The following is a 23,769-nucleotide window of genomic DNA, read 5'->3' as shown; positions in this document are numbered from 1 at the left end:
CGGTATTGGCGGCTTTAGCGCCGATGCAAACGTAGCCAAACCACCCCGACCAGCCCCAACGGCATCCCCAGGCTCAGCCATGACAGCAGGTCATAGACGCCATCACCGATCAGTGCCGAGAGCAATCCGAACAGGCTCAAAAAAAACAGCAACAGCGGCCAGCGAAAGATCATCCATAGTCCGCGCCTCATGATCGGCCCTCCATTTGCGGCCCACTGGCATTCAACTCATCCAAACGCTTTTGCAACGGTACCTTGCGACGACTCAGCCAGAGGTAGAGCCCGCTGCCAAGGATTACGATGCTGATGAGATCGAGCAGTGTCCAGATGATCTTCAGCGGCAAGCCGCCGTAATCACCAAAATGCAGCGGCTGCGAAACCAGCAACGTTTTCACGTAGAGCGGCATCACACGCATGTCGGTCAGCTCGCCGGTACTCGCATCCACCAGGGCCGGCTTGAGCAATCGCGCGGTGAGCGGTGTGGTGCCGCGCATGAACACTGCGTAATGGTGCTGGCTGCTGAACTGAGTACCGGGAAAGGCGATAAAGCTGGGTTCCATGTCTGGCGCCGCCTTGCGCGCGGTATCCAGCGCTTTTTGCAACGACCCGAGGCGTTCCAGCGGCGGCGCATCCTTGTAGGGTGCCGTCATCTGCGCCAACTGGTCACTCTGCCAGAAGTCAAAAATGGGCAGTGCCAGCGTATTGATCACGCCTGTCGCGCCCACCACCAACACCCAGGCCAGCGTGGCAATGCCGAGCACGTTGTGCAGGTCCAGCCATTTCAAGCGCGAACTGCGCCCGCTGCGCACGGTGGCGAAGTCCAGCTTGCGCATGAACGGTGTATACACCACCACGCCGGACACCAGCGCCGCGACCAATAGTAAACCCATGAAGCCGAGGAACAGATAACCCGGCAACCCCATGAACAAATCGGTATGCAGCCGCAACATCAGGTTCATGAACCCATCGTCCGGCGGCGCCGAAGGAAATAGCTCCCCGGTGCGCGTATCGAACGATTGCGAATGACCCTCGATCGGTGGCGGCATAATGCTGGTTGCCGTGTACACCGTGCCGAGCGGACTTTCCGGATCGAAGCCGACAAAACGCACGACCTCGCCCGGTTGTGCCGCCAGTGCCCTGGCAATGACTGTGTCGTAGTTGATTCGTGGCGTCTCGGCGGTCAGCACACGCAGGGGCGGAGGCGGTTCGACGTAGTGCTCAATCTCTTCATGAAAGATCAGTGGCAACCCCGTCAGGCACAGCAACAACAGAAAAACGGTAGCGATCAGACTGGTCCATTTGTGGACCAGAAACCAGATACGCAGAGTTCGTGCAGTCATGCGCAGAGATTTTCCTTAAAGAACCAAGCTTGCAGTGCGCTACGAGGGCCCGGTGACGGTGTGAGGGGTAAACACACCGAGCCCTCAGGCGGTATCAGTATTTCCAGGTAACGGAAGCGACCAGGTTACGTGGGGCACCGTAGCTGGCGGTCGTGGCGCTGTTGTAAAGCGATAGCAAGTATTTGCGATCGGTGACGTTGTTCAGGTTCAGCGACGTGCTCCAGTTGCTGTCGATGTCATAGCTGGCCATGAAATCGAGCAAGGCGTAGGCGTTCTGGTGGATAGCACTGTTGGTGTCGTTTTCCACTGCACTCTGCCAGCTTACCCGTGTACCCACCCTGGCTTGGGGCAAGCTCGGCAAGCGATAGGTGAGCATGCCGCGCACGCTGTGGGTCGGCACATATTTACGTGCCTTGTCGCCGTCGTCGTTGTCGATGCGCACGTAGGTATAGCCGGCGAGCAGGTCCAGCCCAGGTAGCGCCTCGCCGGAGGCTTGCAGCTCTACGCCGTGACTCTTGTAATCCATGGGATCGTAGACGGACCGGCCATCGACCAAGCCGACATACTCCGCGACATTATGCTGTTCGGTCTTGAACGCCGCCGCAGTGACGTTGAGGCGCTCATCCAGCAAGCTGCCCTTCACACCCGCTTCCATGCTTTTGCCTTCAAGCGGAGCCAGCAATTTGCCGTCTCTGCCCAGGTTGTACTGTGCGCTATAGATTTTCGTCCAACTGCCGTACACGCTCCACTGCTTGTCCAGATCGTAGACCAGGCCGGTGTAAGGCGTCACCTTGCCATGGGCACGGGTGTAGTAGTCGGAACCATAGCTGTCGCCGGAAGCGTCCAGGCTGATCATCCGCGCGCCGGCGATCCAGTGCAGATCATCGGCCAGACTGAATCGTGCACCGGCGTACACGCTCTTCTGGGTGTCTGTAAAATTCTGAGTATTGGCGTCGCTGGTAAACAGGAACGATGGATGCGCCAAATTACCCGCCAGCACATCCGAGAATGACGTGTCGTAATAGCCATCTGCAGCCGCATCGTATTCGCGGGCTTTTTGATGGGTGCGGCCATAGGCGGCGCCGAAGGTCAATTCATGCTCTCGGCCAAACAGGCTGAACGGGCCGGAGACCTTGGCCTCGCCCAGCAATTGATGAGCCTCGCTGGTGGTGTTGGCGGCAAATACTGAGGCGTCATCACCGCTGACCCCGGCGACATACATCATGTTGGTATCTTGCTTTTCGGTGATGCCAGTGGCCGTGACCGTAGCGTTCCAGCCATTGCCAAAATCATGTTTGAGCTCAGCGAATGTACGCTGGGTACGCAGGTTCCAATAGGTCCACGGCTGGCCGATGCTTGAACTGCGGCTGCCATAGTGAATGGCGTTGCCGTCGTTATCCACCAGCGGCAAGTTGCCCCAGGTGCTACCGTTTGAATCGCTGTCGTGCTGGGAGAAGCCCACGGTCACGGTGTCGGCATCGGACACATCGAACGCCAACAGACCGGCAGCGACGTTGCGCTCATGGCTGTATCGATCCATCCATGAGTTGCCCTTGTCGTGGGAATAAATAAAGCGCCCACGTACGTTGCCGGTATCCGTCAACGGGCCGGAAACGTCCACGGCCACACGACGACCATCCCAGGAGCTGACGCTGGTATCGATTTGCGCCTGGAAGGTCTCGGTCGGGCGCTTGCGTACGAAATTGACCGTGGCCGACGGGTTGCCAGCGCCACTCATCAAGCCATTGGCACCATGCAGGACGTCGATCTGTTCGAACTCGGCCAAGTCCTGATCACCGACCAACACAGTTCCCACGAATGGCATGCCCACGCCGTCGTATTCAAAGTTGTTGATATCGAAGCCCCGCGAGGTGAATTCCGTGCGATCGGTTTCGGTTTGCTCCACGGTCACCGAGGGTGCGGAGCGCAGCGCGTCCTTGATACCAGTGATCTTGAAGTCGTCCATGGCTTGCCGGGTGATGGTGGTCACGGCTTGCGGGGTTTGCTTGTCTGTCAGCCCCAGACGAGTAGTGCTGGACGACGGGTTGCTCTTGTAGCCCACGGTTGGACCGTCAATAGGTTCACTACTCGCTTCGATCTGGGTAGTCGGCAACGTCAAGTCTTCGGCGGCATAAACCAGGGACGCAGCGCTGCAAGCGCCCGCAAGCAACAGACTGGCGGAAAGGTGATGTTTCAAAACGGGAATTCCTACGACAAGTGAGTCAAGCGCGTTAATACTTGAGAACGCTAATAGGAATCTAACTCAATTACCAAATTGAGTTGGACATTTTTTTCACATTTCGAAACATTTACCCTCGTGTACATTTGGCTACATTCTGGTGCTTCGAAAGGAGGAGATGCGCAAGGTCCAAAATTTGCCCTTGAGCAGATTTCAGCCGGGTACGAGGGAGATTTGACGCAGCGCGGAAAGCCGCCGGCGCAGGAGTTGAAATTGCGGAGCGCAAACAAAAAGGACCTGCATGATAAATCATGCAGGTCCTTGAATATGATGGTGCCCGAAGCCGGAATCGAACCGGCACGCCCTTACGAGCGGGGGATTTTAAGTCCCATGCGTCTACCAGTTTCGCCATTCGGGCGGTAGCGCTATGCAGCAAGCCAGGCAGCGTTATAAGCCCTTGAGCGTTGCAGCAGGCTAGGGAATATATAGATCCAGCCCCCTCGATGCAAGGTCGAGAACGGGCTTTTTCAAACAAACAAGCGATGCGCCGGCCAACAAAAAAGCTCGCCAGATCAGTGATCTACAGATTTCGACGGCGGTCGTGAGTCACGACCAGGCACGCCCCGTCGCCAGGCACGACCCCTGCTCCCGGGCGCACTAAGAAAAATAAGTCATTACCGCAATCACCACTGATACCCAAACCAGGGTCATCAAAAACGACAGCGCAGCCAACGTTTTGCCCATTTGCCTATTCGCCCCGATGAAAACACGTCAAGGAACCCACTCCAGCGCCGCTTGAGAATAGCCATCCCCACTGCGCTTTGCCTTCAATTGCGCTGCAAAATCGTGGATACGATACTCAGCGCAAAAGGTTAGTTCCTTGACCGGGCCTTGGGGCGCTCACCATTGCGCTGGAAACGCCACTGAGCTGCTGTTTATTGCCTGATACCCGAAAATCATCATCCCCGGTTTTACGGCTCCTGCGGCACCCGAGGACATCTGATACGCTTTTTTCTTTTGCATCTGCCCCTGTATCGAAACCCGCCCGGCCCTGACAATACAGCCACTCCCGACACGCCCGGGGAGCCCGACAGGAAACGTCCTGCCGGCCCGTTCATTTCGGAGGCCTTATGGCTAAGATGGCATTTTTCCTGTTCGGTTTTCTTGCGCTGACCATCGCGATTGGTCTGCTTGCCACCATCTCACCGGTCTAGGGTTCACAGCCCGCTGACGCCCCCGGCGCCTGCGCTCAGGGGGGCGTTTCAGCCCACGAAAAACATCGGATACAACGACAGCACCAACAACCCCGCCATCGACCAGTTGAACACCCGCAACCAGCGCGGCTCGCGCAGCACATTGCGCAAGCTGCTGCCGCAGCCCACCCATACGCAAACGCTGGGCAGGTTCACCAGGGCAAACACCGCCGCAATCAACAGCACATTGCCGACATACCCTTGCGCAGGCGTGTAGGTGGTGATCGCGCCCAGCGCCATGACCCAGGCCTTGGGATTCACCCACTGGAACGCCGCCGCGCCGAGGAAGGTCATGGGTTTGCGCTTGCCATCGGTGTCATCGGACATCCCGCTGGACGTTGCGATCTTCCAGGCCAGGTACAGCAAATACGCCGCCCCCACATAACGCAATACGGTGTAAGCCCACGGCAGCGCCTTGAACACCTCGCCGAGCCCCAGGCCCACCGCGATCACTAACAACATAAAGCCAATACTGATGCCCAGTGCGTGGGGAATCGAACGGATAAAACCGAAGTTCACCCCGGACGCCAGCAACATCGTGTTATTGGGGCCGGGGGTGATCGAGGACACAAAGGCGAACAGCGCAAAGGCTGACAACAGGCTTGAAGACATGAGCATGGCGCGAGATCCGAACGAAGTACTGTGGCCACGACAGTAGACCGTTATGCCGGCGTGTGCCCCGTACAGCTACGGGGAGATGCAGGCATACACTTCATTCGCGATAGCGCGCCGCACTTGCGGCTGCGTGCTGCAAAGAGCGTTACAGCCTGCCTATCGTCGGCGCACGAAGCCAAACATAGGCGGCACACAATCGGCCTTTACGAGCGGCACGCCGTTATGGCGAAGGATGCTATGAGCGGTCATCAGGTGAATGTAGAACTGTGGAATGCTCACGATTCAGCCGGCTACCCTGCAAGCTTCATCCAGCTTCACGTGACGTGGGCAAGGAGTAGTTCTAACGTGGCGGCCCATGCCCTTTTCTGGTGTAGAGCGTGATCAAGATCGCTACCCTTGCCGCCGGCGTTTTCTACCTGTTAATGCTGCCTGCTGCCCACGCGGGCGATGGTTTCTACGCCAATCCGCAGTCCAGCGCGGCACAATGGGTGCAGCACAACCCCGATACGCCGGCCACAGCAAGGATCCGCTCAGCGATTGCAAACGTACCCAGCGCCCTGTGGCTGACCGGCACCAGCCAGACTGCCGACAGACTCACCGACCGAGTCAGTCGCTACGTCTCGGCCGCCGCCAGCACCGATAAAATCCCGATCCTGGTGGCCTACAACCTGCCTCACCGTGATTGCAGCGGCGGCGCCTCGAAGGGTGGCGCGCCGGATGCGACAGCGTACCGAACCTGGATCGACCATTTGATCACCGGTATTGGAAGCAACCCGGCGGTGGTCATTCTGGAGCCGGATGCGTTGGCCGACATGCAGTGCCTGGGCAGCGACAAACGCGCCGAACGGCTGACGCTGCTCAACTATGCCGTGTCGGGGCTCAAGCAGCGCGCGCCACACACTGATGTTTATCTGGACGCCGGCAATCCAGGCTGGAAATCCCCAGCCGCCATGGCCGAGGCGTTGAATGCAGCCGGTGTAAAACAGGCCCGCGGGTTTGCCCTGAATATTGCCAACTTCTACACCCTCGCCCAGGTGCGCAGTTACGGGGACGCAATCAACAGCAGGTTGTTAAGCGAATTCAGCTATACAAAGGCCATCGCGGTGGACACCAGCCGCAACGGCAATGGTGCGATTCCTGGCGACTGGTGCAACCCGCCAGGCCGCAGGCTCGGCATTGCGCCGCAAGTGCTTTCGCCTCAGTTGGTTGCCTTGTGGATCAAACTGCCCGGTAATTCAGACGGCGCATCGTCGCCAAAAACAAAGTGTCATGGCGGGCCAATAGCAGGCACTTTCAGCGCCGATCTCGCGCTTCGATTGATTGATGGGAACTAAGGGCGAATGAGCCTTGCATCGCCCGGCCTCATTGCTCAGGATAACGCTCTTGAGCTCAACACCGGCAAGGAAGCAGCAGGTTACCGAGGCCGACCCCAGATGACGCTCCATGAACAAAATCCGTTGGAGGTAGAGGCGTGCCAGCGTCAGAGGCCCCTCTGGTTCTGGCTCCCTATTGGGTTTTTGATTGTTTTTTTAACGACAACCTCGATGATATTCCTGGGCACAAACCCAGCTGAGTGGATGTTTGTGGCACTCAACTTTGGCTGGGCAATCGTGGCATTAACGCTGCTGGCGAGACTGTCGGGCGTCCCCAAACACCGTTGAACACCACCCGATTTTTTAAAGGCCAGCAAGGCAAATCGCTTTAACTTGCGGGACGTTTCCTAGAGAATCTTTCGGCCTTGTGCCCGCTGGAACCACTGGCTAGTCTTCGCTCCGTCGCTGCATATCAGCGATCGGGTGTGAGAACCTGGAACCAGTAGGCGCCAAGCGCCACTACCGTCTGTAGCATGCTCTATGGCGGCTGTGTGCGGGCAGACTTCGGTCTGGCCGGAGTCCTACTGTCCGGTTTTCTCACCCTGCACATAGCTGCCACCTTTTGTCGAGTGAGACCGACACGAGGATGGCTCCCCATCAGTAGGAGCTTATGCATGAACAAGATCGTCCCCGACCCGCCCCGCGTCACCCGTGACCGCGAAGCCTTTGAGCGCGCCCTGAGTCATTACCTGCAACCCGATCCCGTTACCCATCCAATATTCACCGTTCACCAGGACGTCAGCTTTGAAGACGCCATTGCCCAACTCTCCGAACTACTGCGCTGCGCAGCCGCAACGGCTGAGGGCACCGCTCAGAATGCAACTGAGGAAAGCCGCGACATGGCGCGCTCCACCCTGCACCTGATCGGCATGGCCAGGACCTTGGCGGATCAGGCGCTGGATTGCTTGAAACCGCACTAACCCACTCCCTCAGGCGTGGCGTCAGGCACCCACAATGTGCACGACGTCGCAGCCTGGGCGACCAGCCAGTCATGAGCAACGTCTGACAAACAACGTGAAACAACGCACACTTATCGAATCCCGGCGTTGAAGGTCAAAAGTCGCCCCCCTATATTTCGCTGCACCCGGGCGCCACCTCTATACGGATATTGTTCTGCGCCGGCTCGGGTTCCCCTCTGTGCGCAGGCAATAAAACATTGAGGTTTGCCATGCGTCTTTCCAAACTCGCACCTGCCGCCGCCCTGTTCAGCCTGCTCACCCTGCCCGTCCATGCTGCCGACCTGTCCGCCCTCACAGGCGCCCTGTCGTCTGCCTTGGGTGGCGCCAGCAACAGCAACAACACTGTCAACGCCAATAACGCCTCCTGCCAGCAACAAGTCCGTGACCTGCAGGCGAATATCAATGCTGCCAATGCCAAGGGCGATACCTTGCGCGCGACGGCGTTCCAAGCGGCACTGACACAAACCAACAAAAGTTGCAGTAACAGCAACTACAACGCCCAGGCGCAAGTGAGCAACAACCCCCAAAACCAGCAAAACGTGAACAAGGCTGCGGATGCGATCAACGCAATTGGCGGCCTGTTCAAGTAAGTCGCCATACGCTGTGAGAAAGGCCCGTACTCGCGGGCCTTTTTTCTGCCACGCCTATCGATGATAGGTCTTTCAGTAAGTTGTGAAGTACCCGCTGATGAATAAAGCCCCAGGTTGGCTACACACAACCCTTTCGATACCGATTTACACGGCGTCAGTTGCGTTCTGGATGTTCACCGCCTACATGATCGTCACTGCTACCGTGAAAATGCTCTCCCGAATTGTGACGCCTGAGCAGATTGGAGAAGGATTTTTTGATTTATTCGTGTCTGTCGTGTTGGCAGCCGCGGGGAGCGGATTATGGATACTTGCCAGATATATCCGGACGTCAAACTTCAAGAAGCAGGCTTCCATCGCGAATCTGCCATAACCTTGCAGCAGGCAGATTGAGGCTTACTTCGTTTTGGTCGATTGAGTGGCCATCCAGCCGAATACGACGATCATCACTATAGGCATGATCATCTTGGTGGGAGGCACCGAGCCCGAATAGGCCTGGAAGCCGAGCAACAGCAACTGCAAGACGTTGCAGATCACGCAAACAAGAAACACCCATCGCAAATACCTTGGAAACATCTGTCCATCCCTAGAGTAAAAGCGCGATGGTAGTCGGATTGGGAGTGGAAGCCAACGTTGCGAGGGCGGTTTGAAGCGCACCACTACGACGCCTTTCCCAGAGGCAATAAAAAAACCCCGTAGACCATTGATCTACGGGGCTTTAGGAGTGGAGGCCGAGGTCGGAATCGAACCGGCGTAGGCGGATTTGCAATCCACGCATAAAACCAGATAAATCAACAACTTAAAACAAATACCTTTCCGCATTTGTAATGTGCCAAAACGGCTGGAGACCTTTGTTTGCGCGACGCTCATTTTACATTGCGGAACTGATTTTCGATCCAATCTTTGTTGGCCAGCATCGTCGCAGTCGCTTCACACACTGGCCCACCGCACAAAAGTAACGACAGGCAGCTATCGGCCAGAAGCAGCCCTTCTAACTAACACGAAGACTCACGTTGGTCTACTTGCTCGGAATGCGCCCTGCCAACGTTTGATGGTGGTCTATCTTTGACTGTTAGAAGTAACCGGACTGTCGAGGGGCGAGTCTCGGAGCGTCAATAGAAGGTGTTTTTTCCAACAAATGGAGATGAATTATGTGGAACCGTAATCAAAGCACCGGCGCAGGTGGAGGCCGTTCTACTGGCGCTGGGGGAGGTATGTCTACAGGTGCCGGAGGCGGTGCTTCAACAGGAGCAGGTGGGGGTATGTCTACAGGTGCTGGTGGAGGCATGTCTACAGGGGCTGGAGGCGGCTTATCTACGGGAGCTGGCGGGGGATTGTCAGCAGGTGCAGGAGGAGGATTATCTACAGGCGCGGGAGGCGGTCTATCAACTGGTGCGGGTGGAGGATTGTCTACCGCTGCTGGGGGCGGGATGTCTACAGGCGCAACTCCCTACATGAGTAACATCCCTCCATGGCCGGTTTTCATTAAAGAGCTTGAGAAACGCGGGTATCATCACCAAGCTGAAATGATCAAGTCGCGGCTCCCTTACAAAGTCTAATTGAGCCACAACAACCACCGCAGATTAGATGATTTAACACAACCGGGGATTAGTACCTCAAGCAAAGCCTGCCGATTGGCGGGCTTTTTTCATCGCAGAACCGTTCGGGCTATGGATCATTGGCTGTCTTTCGCGAAGGGCAGCTTTGGGTCGAGAGCGGACACTTATGACCTTGGGGCGGGCTCCCAACCGCCAACTGCTAAGCTGTTCACTCCATCAGAGGAACGCCGATGCCCAACTCCGACCTGCTCCCTTCCCTGCTCTCCAAGCACTACGAAAACCAGCTGGCCCTTGAAGCCTCGATCATGGAGCTATCGAACTGGGTCGAGCAGCGTGGCTCTGCTGATGTGGCCGAGAACGTGCGCGGCGCACTGCACACCATCGATGAGAACGAAGAGTTCATCAAGCTGACCCTGGCCGTCCTCATGGCGCCTGACTGATCGTCGGGCAAACCTGCAGCTCGTCGCCTCAAGCCTTCAGCTTCGCCAAATCCCGAGTACTGTATACACATACAGCTCTCGGAATACCTACCATGAACATCGACGAAGACACCGACTGGTGGCTTGGCAGCCCCACGCCTCTGGAAATGTGCAGGCAGCACGCACTCATGCTGGAGAACGAGTACCAGGAGCAGAGCCTGCAACTGCGAAAGGCCAGGCAGGACATTCAGGGGCTGATCCAGATGCAAGCTGATGCTCTACGCGATAAGGCCACGGCTGAGCTCAAGCTCAAGAAAGCACAAGCCGAGATTGCCGAGCTAAAAGGCAAAGTGTCAGAGCTTGATGGCCAAATTGGGAGCCTGCTGGTCGTCAAAAACCAGCGGGATATCATTCTCCACCAGAACCAGGAGCTACTACGACAGATCCGCATGGGGCAAACCACAATCAGTAATTGACCCGGCGATTACACAGATCGTTCTTTCGTAATAGCCTTCGTACCATCCGCGTCTAGGCTGCTTGCAATTCTTTTGCCCAGGCGATGCGACGGATTTTCGATCACGATGTGTATGCACCAGGACAGCACCAAGGCTAAGGCCGTCGCAATCAGCAGCGCAAGAGCTGACGGTAAGCCCCAGCCGACCATGAGCCGGATACCTACATATCCCATTGCCGCATGGCACGCGTAAAGCGGGAAGCTAATATCGGCGAGGAAGCTGAACACCCGGCCACCGGTCCAATCACGCGCAAACAGGTACATGATTGTGAACAGGACAAAGCTCGATATGTAGGCAATCAAAACAATGTCGGCCCATTTCTCTTTGGCACACACGTAAGAGAAGACGCCAATCATAAAGATGGAGATAGCAAAAAGCTTTTCTGTAGTTAGGGTTCCACGATAGTGATAGTTGAATACTATCCCTATGCACATGAAGAACAAGTATTTAATCGGAAACAATATATTCAAAAACAAGGTATCCGGATTAGAAACACCAACTCCATATCGAGAAGCAAAAACCATTGCAATACAGAGAACAGCTATAGGCCACAGCTTTTGATTCGCGATTGCCCCCCAGAAAACCAGCATAAACAGATAGAATTTCGCCTCGACCTCAAGAGTCCACACGACCCCATCAATAGCTAAATAGCCAGTCCAGTCACGAAAAAGAGACACATGTGCCAGAAGGTGACCGAGCGTATAAGACGTTGCCGTTCCGGAAACATAAGACGCTATTTCAAGCGCTGCAAGCGAAACCGCGAAGCCCACGGCATACGTAGGCCATATGCGGAACACTCGATTTATAAAAAATCGGGTTCGCCCTGAGTTTTTGGAGGCAAATGAGGAAACTGAAAACGGAATAACAAACCCACTAATGAGAAAAAACAAAGACACCCCGAAAGCGCCCAAGTTAATCATCGAGAAAAAGTTTACGGAATTAACAAGCCACGGATGATAAAAAGCCCCAGGCAGAGAGGACAACCCCGCGTAACTGCCTTGCATATAGTTAATCATCAGTACGTAGTGCAGTAAAAGAACACTTAGGCTCGCGACACCGCGTAACGTATTCGCAAAAGCAATCCTTTGCATAGAAACCTCAGACACCAAGAATGTGTCATTTTTACTACAATTAAGAATTTTTCTCCACCGAAAAACACAGCACGCCTTGCTTTTTATGGTCTAGGTGATTTTCTAGTGTGTCATTACTGATACATCAGCCACGACGGTGGCGAATGACTTGGTACCGGTATTTCCAGAGTTCAGGGATTTCCGTGTAGCGAAGACTCGACATCGGGAAGCTCAGCGACCTTAAGTCTCGACCGAAACCATCGTCCAAGCTCAGGGGGTCAGATCGAGGGCCTGGCAATGTGCGGAAGGCTTTCCCAGTAAAGCGGCATCCACGACTTCGTTGCAGCGCTGAGCATGCCCAATGCACTTGCGAACTCCATCGGTGAATTGCCCATGGAGCGCTACAACGTCGCCCCGACAACCCAAGCCACCCTTCTCCACCTGCAGGGCGATCTGCTACACAACGACCTGGTGTGCTGGGGATGGCGACCGCACTGGGCCAAGGATCGCGCCGCGCCAATCAACGCCCGCATCGAGAAGGTAGCCCACGGCCCGTTCTTCAGTGCGATCTGGCCCCACAGGGCAATCACACCCGTCGATAACTGGTTTGAGTGGGTGGACGAAGGCGGCCGAAGAAACAGCCCTACCTGATCCGCCACCGGCATGGCACGCCCGTGGTGTGCGTCGCCATTGGCCATCTGTACGACAGCGATGAAGGTCCGGGCAAGCAGAATGGTTTTGTGATTATCAACACCGATAGTACCCACGGCATGGTCATCCACTACCGATACCATGCAGCCCTAAAACCGAAAATCGATTGGGGCTGACTGGATCGGTCCACATCAAGGCGCGCAAAACTAATGATGATGGCCTCTAGGGGAACCTTCCGAAGTGTATGAGGGGTTCGAAGCAGTTACAGCCCTTGCCTATTCAATAAGCAGGAGGCTGTACCAATAGAGCTCAGCAGCCGATAACAACCTTAATTAGTAACATCCGCAAAACTGGAAAGATAAGAATCTCAAATTGGAATCAAACTGGCTTGATTTTCATAAAGTCTTTGAAGCCGATTATCTCGCCAACCCACGAAGAAATCATGGATGTCATAGCTTTGTGAACGGCTCCATTGCCCCAGGTATCACCAAACTCGGTAGCCGCTGACGCCTCAGGAACAAAAAACAGGCGAAACCCCCTGTGAAACATCGGAATCATGCCGGTAGGCATCCCGATGACACAGATGTTTGAAGCAAAGCCTGAATATATGAGCGTAGTAATTCCGGCTCCCCTTAAATAGACCTCAAAACTCCTATCATCTACATCAGAGTGATAAAGAACGCTCGCCTTTCCCGCATCAACTATTGCTTGTAAGGCTGGGTAGATTTTTGACGCGTAACCTAGATTTACTTTGGCGGGATCATTGGTAATGATAACAACCTTAAAGCCCATCTCGACGGCATGCTTTACCAGCGGGACAAGCCTTTTTGAAAAAACATTTTTAAAATGCTCATTCATCTTTGGAGACCCGCTATCCTGCCAAGGATCCATAACCACCAAAGCCGTTTTATCTTTTGGAAGCGCTCTGACAAATGTATACTTACCTTCTTTGACCTTATAAAAAGCCTTACCATGCCGCTGCTCTGGTATGAGCGCGCCATTTTTATCCAGCGCAAAGTGGGACTGCCGCCAAGTCTTTATCGGATAACTCGGTTCTGGCACTATCACATCAGAGTAGGCAGACGCCGACACAATAAAAAACACGAAAAAAACTACGATTGAATTTATTCCCACAATGACTCTCTCGACGTCTAAACTTAGCCACTAAATTTCTTTAGAGTTTTATTTACTTGCTTTGTACGGCCATTATATCACACTCATCACTGATGAATTACCCAGAAATTCAGGCATCAATATTTGCCACATTATGTGTCGATCATATGGTATTTTTAGGCCCCAAAAATCATAGACGCCTCCGACATGGGAAAGTCCATTTTAAGTATTCCGGCCAACCCTAGCCGCTCGCAAAATATCGACACGCTTCGATTCCTCCTCGCCGTCTGGGTTGTCGTGACCCATCTTGTGCCATGGATTTTCGCCATTCAAGGGCCGGAAGCAATACCTTTTGCCCTAGTCTGGTTTACGAAAAAAATGGAAATATTGTTCCAAAGTGGTGGTGAAACACACCCTGCAGTTTTAGGCTTTATTGTATTGAGCGGTTATTGCATTCACCGGAATGGACTTCGCGGGCATTCCGGAGGAGTGCGAGCGTATTTAATACGTAGATTTTTCCGAATATACCCAGTCTTCTTCATCGCTTCATGTTTCGGCTTCGGCATATTTTACATAGCATCGCAAATAAATCCAGACTCTGTATTTTCTGTATCAGGAACTAAAGAGCTTGCATTCGAAAACATATTGAGGAAGCTATTAACCACTGAAGTATTAAACCCACAAGACTACTTCCTTTCAATTCAAGGTAATGGCCCCCTGCAAACCGTAGCAGCAGAAATGTGGCTTTATGCGCTCTACCCAATCGCATTATGGGTAATTACTCGCACGTCAGACTTAACATGGTGGATAATAGTAGCTATTTGCATGATCTCCACAGCCTGCATCAATACATTCATACCGGAATGGCGCCCATGGTCATTCAATGCAAGCTTAATTGGGTTTATAACATCCTGGTGGATTGGCCTAAAGTTTACCGACAAAAAATTCGCAAATTCAATTTGTCGCTCCATCATGCTTCCAGCAGGCATTTGGATAGGGCTAACTTTAATTCAAAATGACGCACAGCAATATGACCAACTATTAACTATAGTGCGCCAGATAATGCTTTCCCTCTGCTTTGGATGCTTAATAGCTTCTATCGATAAAGAGACAGCTGAATTCAATATCCCATTGAGATCTGTAGGATCTGCTGGTTATAGCATATATGCATTTCATGCCCCCATCGTTTATTTGATGGTGCTATGCGACGCTGCATGGTGGGTTATAGGCTTGACAGCAGTCGCCGCTGGAGTTGTGGCATTCCATTTAATTGAAAAACCCTTCATAAGAGTAGGCAGAAGACTCACCCGAATCCCCCCCCTGACTGACCAACCAGCTTAAGAAATTGGCAACCACCAGTATGCCCTGCTCATAGATTCTCTTACCGAGACTAAGGCATTGCTACGGAAGGCGCGATAGAACGAAAGCAGTCAAGGTCGCAATGACGGAACGCGAAGAACTGAATAGCGCATGCACCTAGCTCCAAACTATTAGCAGGAAGCTAGCAGCACAACAGCGCGATAATCAGTTCATGCTGCGGGAGCTTGGCCTACTCACAGCCCTGACGTACGCCTGGCAAGCCCGCAGCGCGATCAATCCTTGGTCTCCGGCGTCGGTGATGCCGATAATTCGTTGAGCATGCGCTGGGTCAAGTTGGGCTCTACGGGCTGCATGAACCACGCCGACGGCGCCGGGGGTGGCAGGCACGTTGCAGCCACTGGCTGAATCCGTGGCGTCGAGAAGGACTGACAGCCGCACATTTGCAGTAGCAAGGCGGTCACGCAGTAGAGCCTGGTTGCGCTGGGCATCGGATAATTCCTTGGTGTGTTGTTGATCGGAGGCGGCCAGTTGCTGCTCGGTGGCCAGCCGCTTTTCTTGCTCGGTACGTGCCTGAGCTGCAGCGGCATTGCCGATCGCGGTCAGGTCCGTTTCGAACTGGGCGCCCTGCTCTGCCACCACCCTGCCGAGGCGCCAGTCCTGCACCTGCCAGGCAGCGCCGAAGCTCGTGGCCATGGCCATGGCCAACAGGATCAACGCAGCCAGCCCGGCAAGCTTCTGCACGAGCGTCATACCAGCACCCGCAATGCCGTCTGATACAGCGCCAGGCGATCGGCTGCGCCATTCGGCACCTTGCCCTTGCTGCCCGTGTTAATGAGGCTGCCGATGTTCTGCATGTCGCCAGAATCGGCCAGGGTATTCAGCCCGTTTACGGACCAGTACCAGGCCGCAGACAGCGCGGCGTATCGGGGTTGCTCCAGCAGCTCAGGGTGATTGATCAGATCGATACCCAAGGCCTCACCGCACGCCCGATGGTTGTCCTTGCCGGTGATCTGGATCAGGCCGCGACCCCGGTAGATATAACCCTCACCAGATGCTTCCGGGCCGTTGCCCATACGACCGCCATAGACGGCATTCCCCATCCGCGCGGAGCTTCCCGCCAGCTCGGCGGCACGCGGCACCAGGGACCGCCAGCGGGAACCCGGGCTGGCGGCATTACCCAGGGCAACGATCCGGTCCGCCCTGTAGTTCAGGCTCTCGACCAGGCGCGTCAAATGGCTGGACTCGTGCCCGATTTGGGCGATGAATGCCGCGATGCGCTTGGGCGTAACGATGCCGTACTTGCTCATCGCAGTATTCAGCACATCGACAAAGAGCCCGGCTTGGCGGCCAGCGTTCGGGAGGATCAACAGCAACTGCTGCAGGGTGATAGACATGTTTTCTCCAGGCAAAAAAAAGCCGCCAATCGGCGGCGGTCAGAGTGGTTAAACGGGTGTTCCTGGGAGTGATGTCAAAGCTCTAAAACCTTGACCACCTTGGTTTGCTTCGTCTTCTTGCTTTTGGCCTTGGCCTTCCCTTTCTTACCGCCGTTGCACTCAACGGTGGTGGACCAGCCCGCTTGGGTGAACACCTGCTCAACCGAGTCGACCAAGTACTCACCATCGATGCCGACCTTGAAGCCGGCGGCGTTTACCGATCGCTCGGCAAACAGGTCGGTACGTCCTACCATTTCAAGGCGCACACCCGCCGAGGACCGATTGAAGGCGGTCAAGCGAGCCTTGGCGGCCTGTTCCGCTGCGGTTTTGTTGGGGTAGATATGGCGATCGGTGTGTACCGCCGGCAGCCCGTCGGGCGCATCGGTGTTGTCCAGGCTGATCAGCTTCAGCTCACCGGTTTTCTTGTCCTGGTGCTTGGTGGCCACCGCCTTGTGCGTGTTGCGATCACCTAAACGGAACTGCCACCGGCTGACGTCCGCGCGCGTGATGGTGACGGCGCCAAAGGACTTGCCGCTCGCGCTGGTACCGCCGTCGCGCGTCATCACGATCAACTTCCCATCCGCCACCTTGGCCGTGCAGTCGTGCTGCTTGGCAATGCGAGTGATGAAGTTAAAGTCGGATTCGCTGAGCTGGTCAGCCCGGGGCACGTTCGTGGACACGTTGCATACCGGCGTCCAGCCGTTGCGGGCAGCCACGTCGGCCACGATCTTGGACAGCGGCACGTCTTCCCAGCTACCGCTGCGCACCGTCTTACCTGAGCCGCGCATATCGCCGGCCTTGCCGCGTATTACGATGGTGTCAGGTGGGCCGGATATCTCGACCTCATCCACCATGTAACGCCCCAGGCGCACCATGGACGTTTCGGCGTAGCCCATGTAAATCTCAATGCCGGCGCCGCGCTTGGGCAGCGCCACGGCGCTGTCGCGGTCATCGATGCGCAGCTCAAAGTCATCCGACTCCATGCCGGGCTTGTCAGTGGTTTTCAGCAGCAACAGGCGGTCATTGATCAGCGCGGTAATGTCTTTACCGTCTGCAACGACGCGAAAGCTAGGGGTCATAGGTTCACCCGGTTACCCCGCCAACGCGGGGGAATGTCGGCGGCCGTTACGCGTAACGGAAAGAAAGGACAGTCAGGCCTGGCTAATCCCAAAGCATCACAAGTTCTTCAGTCGGTGCCGGCATGTCCGGCAGGACAATCACCACGCCTGCCCGATACGGCTGGGCCTCATCAGCCAGGCCCTGATTGGCATCCAGCACGGCCTCCACCGTGCCGCCCAGATGCCCGTAGTAGTTGTGACAGATGGTGTCCAACAGATCCCCGTCAGACGTTCTGCATGTCGTCGCCATAGCGTACAAACTCCAGGGTAAAGCCTTGCTTACGCGGGATGCCGCCTGCCAGCAGCGCGCTTTGTTCTTCTTCAACGCTGGTCATGCACCAGGTGCCCAGCACGTCGCCGTAACCGGTGGTCAGTGTCAGGGGCTGCAACTTGGCGCCCAGACTGCGCAGGGTATCCAGTTGCTTGATGCCACCCCTGAAGCCCGGAAAGATTGCGCCCTTCAGCGTCAGCTTCTCGTCACCCATACCGACAGCCTGTTGCGCGGGTCGACGCGTCAGCCGCTCCTGGGAGGCCCAGCGAAAGGCAGACGAGCGCCGCAGCTCATCAAAGGCCGCCGTATCCAGGTTGAAGAAGTACGGCTGCTGCTTCGGATCGCGCGGCTGCATGATCATCAGGTGCGGGAAGGGTTTCACCGCCTCCGGCGCCGGCGTGGCATCCGCCGCAAAGGCCCCGGTCGGAACGATGCCCGACAGTGAGGGGCTGACCTTGCCGGCGATGTTGTTGATCGCCGTTGCCGCCCGGCCGGCCTGCTCCTTCAGCGCACCCAAGCGCTCATCAATCTGAGACGCTGCCCGGGTGGCCGAGCTGTACACCGACACCAGCTGGCCAACCTTCGCCTGGGCCGCCGTTACGCCACGCATAACACGCTGCAGCTTTTCGCCAACGGCCGGCCCCACAAAGGGCAAGCCCTCCAGCTCAGAGGCCGCACCGCTGAGTTCACTGATTGCGCCGTCCACCGGCGCTATCATCCCGTCCAGGCTGCGGCGGCCGGTCTCACCCGCCGCCGCCAAGGACTTCACGCTTGATTGCAACTGATCCATGTAGCCCATGGTTTCCCCCGTCAAAGATGCGCGTCGTCGTAGAGCTTGCGGCTTTCCAACTGCTGAGTTATTTCCCGCTGTTGCTGCTCGATGTACGGGCGAAGTTCGCGGGCCAGTTGCGCCGGATCCTTCACATCCCCTTGCACCGTCACCTGAATGGGCGCGCTGATATCGACCTTCTGCTCAATCTTCGGCGCCGGCGGCTTCACCGGTACCGCCATGAGCGAAACCGCAGCGGGCGCGCTCGATGCCGGCGGCGAAGCCAGCGAACGCACCACATCACCACCAACCGGCCCTGGCGCCTTGACGGCCTCGGGCATCAACAACGGCCCCGAGGCTGCCGCGCCGGCGCCGCTGCTATCAGCCGCCATCTTGAGCGGCCCAAGCCCCATGTCCTTCGGCGCAAATGATGCCGCGATATCGCCCAGCACCGGCGGGATATCCTGCCCGGCATTGGCCATCATCAGCGGACCCGCGTCGGGCATTTTCTTCAGCCCGTCGTCACCACCAAATGCCGCTTTCCCCAGGTACCCGCCGAGCGCATCACCGCCCATTCCGCCCAGGTAAGCACCCAGCAACCCGCCGACCACAGTACCGATCACCGGTATCACCGAGCCAATGGCCGCACCTGCCGCAGCACCCGCGAGCGTGCCCGCCAAGCCCCCGGCGGCTTCGCCGTAGCCTTCTGCCTTTTCATCCCGGGTCGTGGCGTTGTCGTAGGTGTCTTTGACCTTGAAACCGGCTTCAACGACCGCCAAGGCGCCGATGCCCTTCAGCATCGTCCCGCCTTTGCCATCCGACTTGCCGCCCTTCCGTCCCTTTCCGCCGTCTGCACCACCGCCATCGATGCCGCCCAGGCCGCCGGCAGGCAGGTTGGTCACGATCACCTTTTGAGGGATGTTCGGATTGCCCATCAGCGAACCACGGCCAACGTTCAGCAGGCCTTTGCCGATTTTCAGCGCACTCAGCGCGGCACCCAATGTGACAGCGCCGGCCGCTACGCCGGCAATCACCGCCGTCACCGGCTGGTACTTGTTGGCCAACTCAGCCAGCGCATAGCCAACCTTGCCCAAGCCATCCGCGACCTTATCGGTCAACGGCCGCAGTCCATCCCCGAGGCTGATCATGGATGCCTCCATGCCCGCCGTTGCCGCCGACCATTTGCGGTTGGACGTTTCGCGAGCCTTGGCGGCGTCCGCCTCGATCTTGGTCTTACCGTCCGTTTCCTTGATCGCGACCATGTCGGCCTTGATCTTGTCGCCGTATTTGATTTGCGCGAGCAAGCCCGCACTGGCGCTCTGATCGCTGACGATGTTGGCCAGCCCCGCCGCTTCAGTCAGGGCCACCATGGCCTGCTGTTCCTCGGCGCTGCCGTCGGCTGCTGCCTTGATCTTGGCCTTGAGGGCTTCGATCTTTTTGGCCTTCGCTGGATCCTGACGCTTAATCATTTCCTGGCTGAGCATGATGAATGCGTCGACCGGGTTGGCCGCCTTACCGCTTTTGGTCGCGGCAATGATCGAGCCAGCCAGGTCGTAGCCTTCCTTGGCAAACCGTTCCTGGCTGGTGCTGCTGATCACGGCGCTCAACAGGTTGTTCATGTTGGTCGCTGCGGCCGCCGAATCCTGCGTTTGCGAGTACTGCGACTGCAAGCTGGCACCGAGAAAGCGCACCGCCTCCGGGCCTTCCATGCCCAGCCGCTTGATGTTGCCGAGCATGGCCGGCAGGTACCGGGCCATGTCCTTCGGACCGAAGGCCCCGATATCGCCCGCCGCTGCCACCTGGCCCAGCATGCCGGCCATGTCCTCTTTCTTAACCCCGGCCTCCTTGAACGAGTTGATCAAGGTAGCGATGGTCTCGGCTTCCATGCCCTGGCCGTCGATCAGGTCGGCAATTTGGCCGGCGTACTCGCTGGCCTCCTGCCACTCAACGCCCTTTTCGATCAGCCCACCGACTGCCTGGGCCAGCAGCTGCCGACTCATGCCCTTGTCGTCTGCGATGGTCGAGACCATCTCGGCCATCTTGCCTTCGTCTTCAGTGCCGGCCGTGTGCGCCCACAGCGACATCTGGCGCATTTGCGCCTGATAGTCACCGGATATCTTGGTGGGAATGGCAATCGCCGCTGACAGCGCCGTAGCCTGACCAAGCGAGCCCTTTAACCCATCCTTGCCCTGCTTGATTTGCGTATGGCCCAGGGCCTTCAGCTCAGCACCACGGGCCACCTGGCCAAGTTTCTGGTACTCGTTGCGCAGCTTGCTGACCTCAACGCCCTGATCCTTCAAGGTTCTGAGGTTGGATTCCAGTTTCTTCAGCAGGCCGTCCGCCGACGCGGATCCGGTGTCATGGGCTTTTTTCCACTCATCCCGCAAGCGGATGGTGTCGCCAATGGTGTTTTGCAGTACCCGGGCTTTCGTGCCCTGGTCACTGAGTTTCTTGATGCGCCCTTCAACATCCTTGAAGGCCGCGCCAACGGTTGAACTGATAGCGCCGCCGATGACTACGCCAAGCGCCAGGTTGTTCGCCATGGGGGGTCACTCCGAAAAGGTCCAGGCGGCTCACTCCTTGAGCCACCAGATCATCGTTGAGAAAGACATGGACTCAATCTCACTGGCCGAGAAAGACATTTCCCGGGCCAGTCGCTGAGCCAGCTTTCTCTGTATTTCTTCGTTAAACCCGGTCCTCGCGCACCAGGCGAAAATAGGCAGCCTGAAGGCGTTTGTAGTCACGCACGCTCAGCTCCCCCAGATCGTTGGTGCCCGCATCCGTCAGGCTGGCGAACAGGATCATTTCGCTTTGCTCTTCATCATCCGGGGCCGCCTTGGTTGCATGGCGAACCTCGCGAACGGTTGGGGAGCGCATGGTCAACTGATCAGTCTCGACCTGATTGACCTTGACGATTTTGGACAGCTTGATGGTTGCCGAGTCAGCGCTGACGGTCAGCCATTCAGGGATTTTGTTTACGTCTTGAGCCATGGGTAATTTCCTTAAAGGCCGAGGTCGCGGCGAACGCCCGCGAGTTGGTCAACGCCGTTGATGACGCGTACCGCGTTGACAGGATCGATTTCGAACATCAGCACGCCGCCGACTTCCAGCTTGTAGTAGCTGACGCTGACGGCGTACTTGAATTCAGCGTCGCCGCCTGGCTTCCACTCGCCCGGATCCAGCTCGGAGAGCATGCCGCGAAGGGTGGCGACCACCGCAGTGGTGGCCCCTTTCTGGCCTTTGAACGAGCCACGGAACACCGAGTTGAACGCGGTCTGATCAGCCAGGCCAAAGAACTTCATCGCGTCGCGGCGCACGCCCTTGGTGCTGAAGGACGCCTCCAGTTTTTCCATGCCCTGGTCCATATCAATCGGAGCATCCATGCCGCCGGCCTGGTACTCGGCGGTTTTGATTTTCAGCTTGGGCAAGCTCAAGGTAGGCACGTCACCGGCGAAGTTCATGCCGTCAATAAACATGTTCATCATGAACAGCGTTTGGGGAATCATGGACATTGCGAAGCCTCCTTAGGCTTTGTTTTCCAGGACTTCGGTGAGCCACTGGTTAGTGACTTCAACGAGGAATGTCGGGTTTTCTGCCGGCGGCACGTCGGTGAAACGAATCCGCCAATAAACCTTGCCCTGTTCCAATTGGCTGGCCGTGTTCAGCTCGTCGTCCGGGAACACTTCGAAGTTGATCACCGCGCCCTGCTTTTTCAGGTCGCGCATAAAGTTTTCCAAGCCGTTGGTCACGTCGGCGACGTAGGTCTTGGTGATCGCGCGGTCCACGGCCCACTTGTGCCCGTAGAGAATCGCGTCCATGACGATGTCTTGGGTGCGTACGCGCGTGACAAAAGCCCACTTCGGATCACTGGAACAGGTGCGGTTGCCCCACAGGCGATAGCCGTCATCACGGATGATCGTGGTGATATTGGCGTTGTTCAGCAGGTTGGCCCGGCATGTCGCGTCACCGTCCAAAAACTCAATCGGCCGCGCGGTACCCGTGATGCCGACAAACTCCTTGTTCGACGGCGAGGCCCAGAAGCCGTACTCGTTGTCAGTCCAGGCGAACAGCCCGGCCACCCAGGCCGACGCCGGCGCATCAACGGTCTCGCTGAGGACGGTGTCCCAGCTCTGTACACCCGGGTCGACCAGAAACACGCGCTTGCTGCCGAAGTTCTCGGCGTAGGCAATGGCCGCCTCATCGGTGGTGTTCGGACCGTCGACGATGGCGATGCCGCGCAACTTGCCCGCAAGTGCATCCATCGCCGTGGCCACGGCCTGGGTCGCGCTATGACCTGGGGCAATCAGCAAACGGGGCTGAGCATTGAAACGGCTCTTACCGTCCAGCAACGACTGCATGCCGGTCCGCTGACCGTCAGCCAGGACGCCGCCGATGATGGCCGAGGTCTGCAAGGCCGGGGTGGTCAGCTTCTCAACGCCGCACGCCACGATCACCGCCTTGGCGCGCATGTAGATCGCCTTGATGGACTTGGTGATAGCCGCGTCTTCGCCCCAGGCCGCCACCGCTTCGCTTTCGCGAGTGATCAGCAGCACCTGGTTAGGTTTGGCCGTCACCTTCGGCCCTGGGGTGAAGGAATCGCACAGCCCGATAATCGAAGACGAGGGCAGCGAGATAGTGCGTGCGCCGGTGTCCACGTTGGTGACGGTCACACCGTGAAAGAAACTCATAGGGCAATCTCCAGAAACGAAAAAGCCCCGCATAAGCGAGGCCGAGGGGGATGTTCGTTGTTACGCGTAATGGGAAAAAAAATGCCCCGTCAGTGCGGGGCGCTATTCGGTTTGCTCAATGATCCAACTTGGGGCGACTGGTCGACGGTTACTGTCAGGGAAATCTGGCGATTGCGGCCAATTGCGCAGGGCCTGCATGAACACCAACAGCCCTTCGAACTGCTCGGCGGTGAGCGTTGTCGGCGCGCTAATTTCAAGCTGGTCGCGGTGCCGATCACGCAGCCAAGCTGCTGACGTCAGTACTCCATCACGCCAAGCGCGTTCGGCCAGAGCCACAGCATCGGGATCAACCGGCGGTTCAACCAGCTCAAGCGAACCATCCTCGGACACTTGCGCGAGCAGACCGCGCGATATCCCTGCCAGCAGGTCCCTTCGTTGCGGCTCCGTGACCGCAACCGCATCGGTCGGAATCTGCTTTTTGCTATTGAGCGCAGTGTCGAAGAAACCACGCTCTGAGGGGCTGTAAAACGCTGCCATA

Annotated in this window: 25 protein-coding genes, 1 tRNA gene and 1 pseudogene; 9 read left to right on the top strand and 18 right to left on the bottom strand. The window is 56.8% G+C overall.

Annotated features, from left to right (window positions below):
• Nucleotides 1–14 precede the first annotated feature (14 nt).
• From V3W39_RS25760 to V3W39_RS25735, 6 genes are all read right to left on the bottom strand, one after another.
• Complete coding sequence (locus tag V3W39_RS25760; RefSeq protein WP_330213607.1) at nt 15–191, bottom strand: hypothetical protein; 177 nt, start codon at nt 189–191, stop codon at nt 15–17.
• Nucleotides 188–1,339, bottom strand: coding sequence for a PepSY-associated TM helix domain-containing protein (locus tag V3W39_RS25755; protein ID WP_330213606.1), 1,152 nt, complete (start codon nt 1,337–1,339; stop codon nt 188–190). The genes V3W39_RS25760 and V3W39_RS25755 overlap by 4 nt, the downstream gene beginning before the upstream one ends.
• A 94-nt stretch (nt 1,340–1,433) precedes the next feature.
• The gene (locus V3W39_RS25750; protein WP_330213605.1) at nt 1,434–3,536 is read right to left on the bottom strand and encodes a TonB-dependent siderophore receptor; all 2,103 of its coding nucleotides are present in this window, start codon (nt 3,534–3,536) and stop codon (nt 1,434–1,436) included.
• Between the two features lie 313 nt (nt 3,537–3,849).
• Nucleotides 3,850–3,936, bottom strand: a tRNA-Leu gene (locus tag V3W39_RS25745).
• A gap of 844 nt (nt 3,937–4,780) precedes the next feature.
• Nucleotides 4,781–5,389, bottom strand: coding sequence for a LysE family translocator (locus tag V3W39_RS25740; protein WP_177114686.1), 609 nt, complete (start codon nt 5,387–5,389; stop codon nt 4,781–4,783).
• Nucleotides 5,390–5,542: 153 nt separating this feature from the next.
• On the bottom strand, nt 5,543–5,665 hold the full coding sequence (locus V3W39_RS25735) for a DUF1993 family protein (protein WP_256390365.1): 123 nt from the start codon (nt 5,663–5,665) through the stop codon (nt 5,543–5,545).
• Between the two features lie 98 nt (nt 5,666–5,763).
• Here V3W39_RS25735 and V3W39_RS25730 point away from each other — a divergent pair, with 98 nt between their 5' ends.
• The 7 genes from V3W39_RS25730 (at nt 5,764) to V3W39_RS25700 (ending at nt 10,759) form a co-directional block, all read left to right on the top strand.
• Complete coding sequence (locus V3W39_RS25730) at nt 5,764–6,720, top strand: glycoside hydrolase family 6 protein (protein ID WP_330213604.1); 957 nt, start codon at nt 5,764–5,766, stop codon at nt 6,718–6,720.
• A gap of 6 nt (nt 6,721–6,726) precedes the next feature.
• Nucleotides 6,727–7,047: a hypothetical protein gene (locus tag V3W39_RS25725; protein ID WP_259199017.1), complete on the top strand. Its 321-nt coding sequence runs from the start codon at nt 6,727–6,729 to the stop codon at nt 7,045–7,047.
• 326 nt (nt 7,048–7,373) lie between these two features.
• A complete protein-coding gene (locus tag V3W39_RS25720) occupies nt 7,374–7,679 on the top strand; it encodes a DUF6124 family protein (RefSeq protein ID WP_177041877.1) in 306 nt (101 codons plus the stop codon).
• Nucleotides 7,680–7,927: 248 nt separating this feature from the next.
• Nucleotides 7,928–8,308, top strand: coding sequence for a DUF1090 family protein (locus V3W39_RS25715; protein WP_177041875.1), 381 nt, complete (start codon nt 7,928–7,930; stop codon nt 8,306–8,308).
• Between the two features lie 97 nt (nt 8,309–8,405).
• On the top strand, nt 8,406–8,678 hold the full coding sequence (locus V3W39_RS25710; protein ID WP_330213603.1) for a hypothetical protein: 273 nt from the start codon (nt 8,406–8,408) through the stop codon (nt 8,676–8,678).
• Between the two features lie 1,416 nt (nt 8,679–10,094).
• On the top strand, nt 10,095–10,304 hold the full coding sequence (locus V3W39_RS25705; protein WP_330213602.1) for a hypothetical protein: 210 nt from the start codon (nt 10,095–10,097) through the stop codon (nt 10,302–10,304).
• A gap of 92 nt (nt 10,305–10,396) precedes the next feature.
• A complete protein-coding gene (locus V3W39_RS25700; RefSeq protein WP_177076366.1) occupies nt 10,397–10,759 on the top strand; it encodes a hypothetical protein in 363 nt (120 codons plus the stop codon).
• Between the two features lie 8 nt (nt 10,760–10,767).
• On the opposite strand, the gene V3W39_RS25695 is transcribed toward V3W39_RS25700, so the two are convergent.
• Complete coding sequence (locus V3W39_RS25695) at nt 10,768–11,904, bottom strand: acyltransferase family protein (protein ID WP_330213601.1); 1,137 nt, start codon at nt 11,902–11,904, stop codon at nt 10,768–10,770.
• A gap of 318 nt (nt 11,905–12,222) precedes the next feature.
• Between V3W39_RS25695 and V3W39_RS25690 the strand changes: the two are divergent.
• Nucleotides 12,223–12,825 (top strand): annotated as a pseudogene (locus tag V3W39_RS25690) (SOS response-associated peptidase family protein).
• 72 nt (nt 12,826–12,897) lie between these two features.
• Here V3W39_RS25690 and V3W39_RS25685 read toward each other — a convergent pair.
• On the bottom strand, nt 12,898–13,623 hold the full coding sequence (locus V3W39_RS25685; protein WP_330213600.1) for a hypothetical protein: 726 nt from the start codon (nt 13,621–13,623) through the stop codon (nt 12,898–12,900).
• A 216-nt stretch (nt 13,624–13,839) separates the two neighbouring features.
• Between V3W39_RS25685 and V3W39_RS25680 the strand changes: the two genes are divergently transcribed.
• Complete coding sequence (locus V3W39_RS25680; RefSeq protein WP_330213599.1) at nt 13,840–14,973, top strand: acyltransferase family protein; 1,134 nt, start codon at nt 13,840–13,842, stop codon at nt 14,971–14,973.
• Nucleotides 14,974–15,156: 183 nt separating this feature from the next.
• Here V3W39_RS25680 and V3W39_RS25675 read toward each other — a convergent pair whose 3' ends face one another.
• The 10 genes from V3W39_RS25675 to V3W39_RS25630 form a co-directional block, all read right to left on the bottom strand.
• A complete protein-coding gene (locus V3W39_RS25675; protein ID WP_330213598.1) occupies nt 15,157–15,702 on the bottom strand; it encodes a lysis system i-spanin subunit Rz in 546 nt (181 codons plus the stop codon).
• Complete coding sequence (locus tag V3W39_RS25670) at nt 15,699–16,346, bottom strand: glycoside hydrolase family 19 protein (protein ID WP_330213597.1); 648 nt, start codon at nt 16,344–16,346, stop codon at nt 15,699–15,701. Before V3W39_RS25670 ends, V3W39_RS25675 begins: the two co-directional genes overlap by 4 nt.
• A 74-nt stretch (nt 16,347–16,420) precedes the next feature.
• Nucleotides 16,421–17,464 carry a phage late control D family protein gene (locus tag V3W39_RS25665; RefSeq protein ID WP_330213596.1) on the bottom strand — a complete coding sequence of 348 codons (1,044 nt, stop codon included), beginning with the start codon at nt 17,462–17,464 and terminating at the stop codon, nt 16,421–16,423.
• Between the two features lie 82 nt (nt 17,465–17,546).
• Nucleotides 17,547–17,753: a tail protein X gene (locus V3W39_RS25660; RefSeq protein ID WP_177041855.1), complete on the bottom strand. Its 207-nt coding sequence runs from the start codon at nt 17,751–17,753 to the stop codon at nt 17,547–17,549.
• A complete protein-coding gene (locus V3W39_RS25655) occupies nt 17,728–18,573 on the bottom strand; it encodes a phage tail protein (RefSeq protein ID WP_330213595.1) in 846 nt (281 codons plus the stop codon). Before V3W39_RS25655 ends, V3W39_RS25660 begins: the two co-directional genes overlap by 26 nt.
• A gap of 11 nt (nt 18,574–18,584) precedes the next feature.
• Nucleotides 18,585–21,086, bottom strand: a complete 2,502-nt coding sequence (locus V3W39_RS25650; RefSeq protein ID WP_330213594.1) for a phage tail tape measure protein — start codon at nt 21,084–21,086, stop codon at nt 18,585–18,587.
• A 142-nt stretch (nt 21,087–21,228) separates the two neighbouring features.
• Nucleotides 21,229–21,534, bottom strand: a complete 306-nt coding sequence (locus V3W39_RS25645; protein WP_177041850.1) for a phage tail assembly protein — start codon at nt 21,532–21,534, stop codon at nt 21,229–21,231.
• Nucleotides 21,535–21,545: 11 nt separating this feature from the next.
• The gene (locus V3W39_RS25640) at nt 21,546–22,049 is read right to left on the bottom strand and encodes a phage major tail tube protein (RefSeq protein WP_177041966.1); all 504 of its coding nucleotides are present in this window, start codon (nt 22,047–22,049) and stop codon (nt 21,546–21,548) included.
• An 18-nt stretch (nt 22,050–22,067) separates the two neighbouring features.
• Entirely contained in the window at nt 22,068–23,231 is a 1,164-nt protein-coding gene (locus V3W39_RS25635; RefSeq protein ID WP_330213593.1) for a phage tail sheath family protein, read from the bottom strand.
• A 102-nt stretch (nt 23,232–23,333) separates the two neighbouring features.
• The gene (locus tag V3W39_RS25630; RefSeq protein ID WP_330213592.1) at nt 23,334–23,768 is read right to left on the bottom strand and encodes a hypothetical protein; all 435 of its coding nucleotides are present in this window, start codon (nt 23,766–23,768) and stop codon (nt 23,334–23,336) included.
• Nucleotide 23,769 lies beyond the last annotated feature (1 nt).

This window comes from Pseudomonas sp. Z18(2022) (assembly GCF_036346535.1).
Lineage (GTDB): Bacteria > Pseudomonadota > Gammaproteobacteria > Pseudomonadales > Pseudomonadaceae > Aquipseudomonas > Aquipseudomonas yamanorum_A.
Note: the sequence above shows the minus strand (reverse complement) of the source record. Positions and strands in the feature narration are given on the sequence as shown.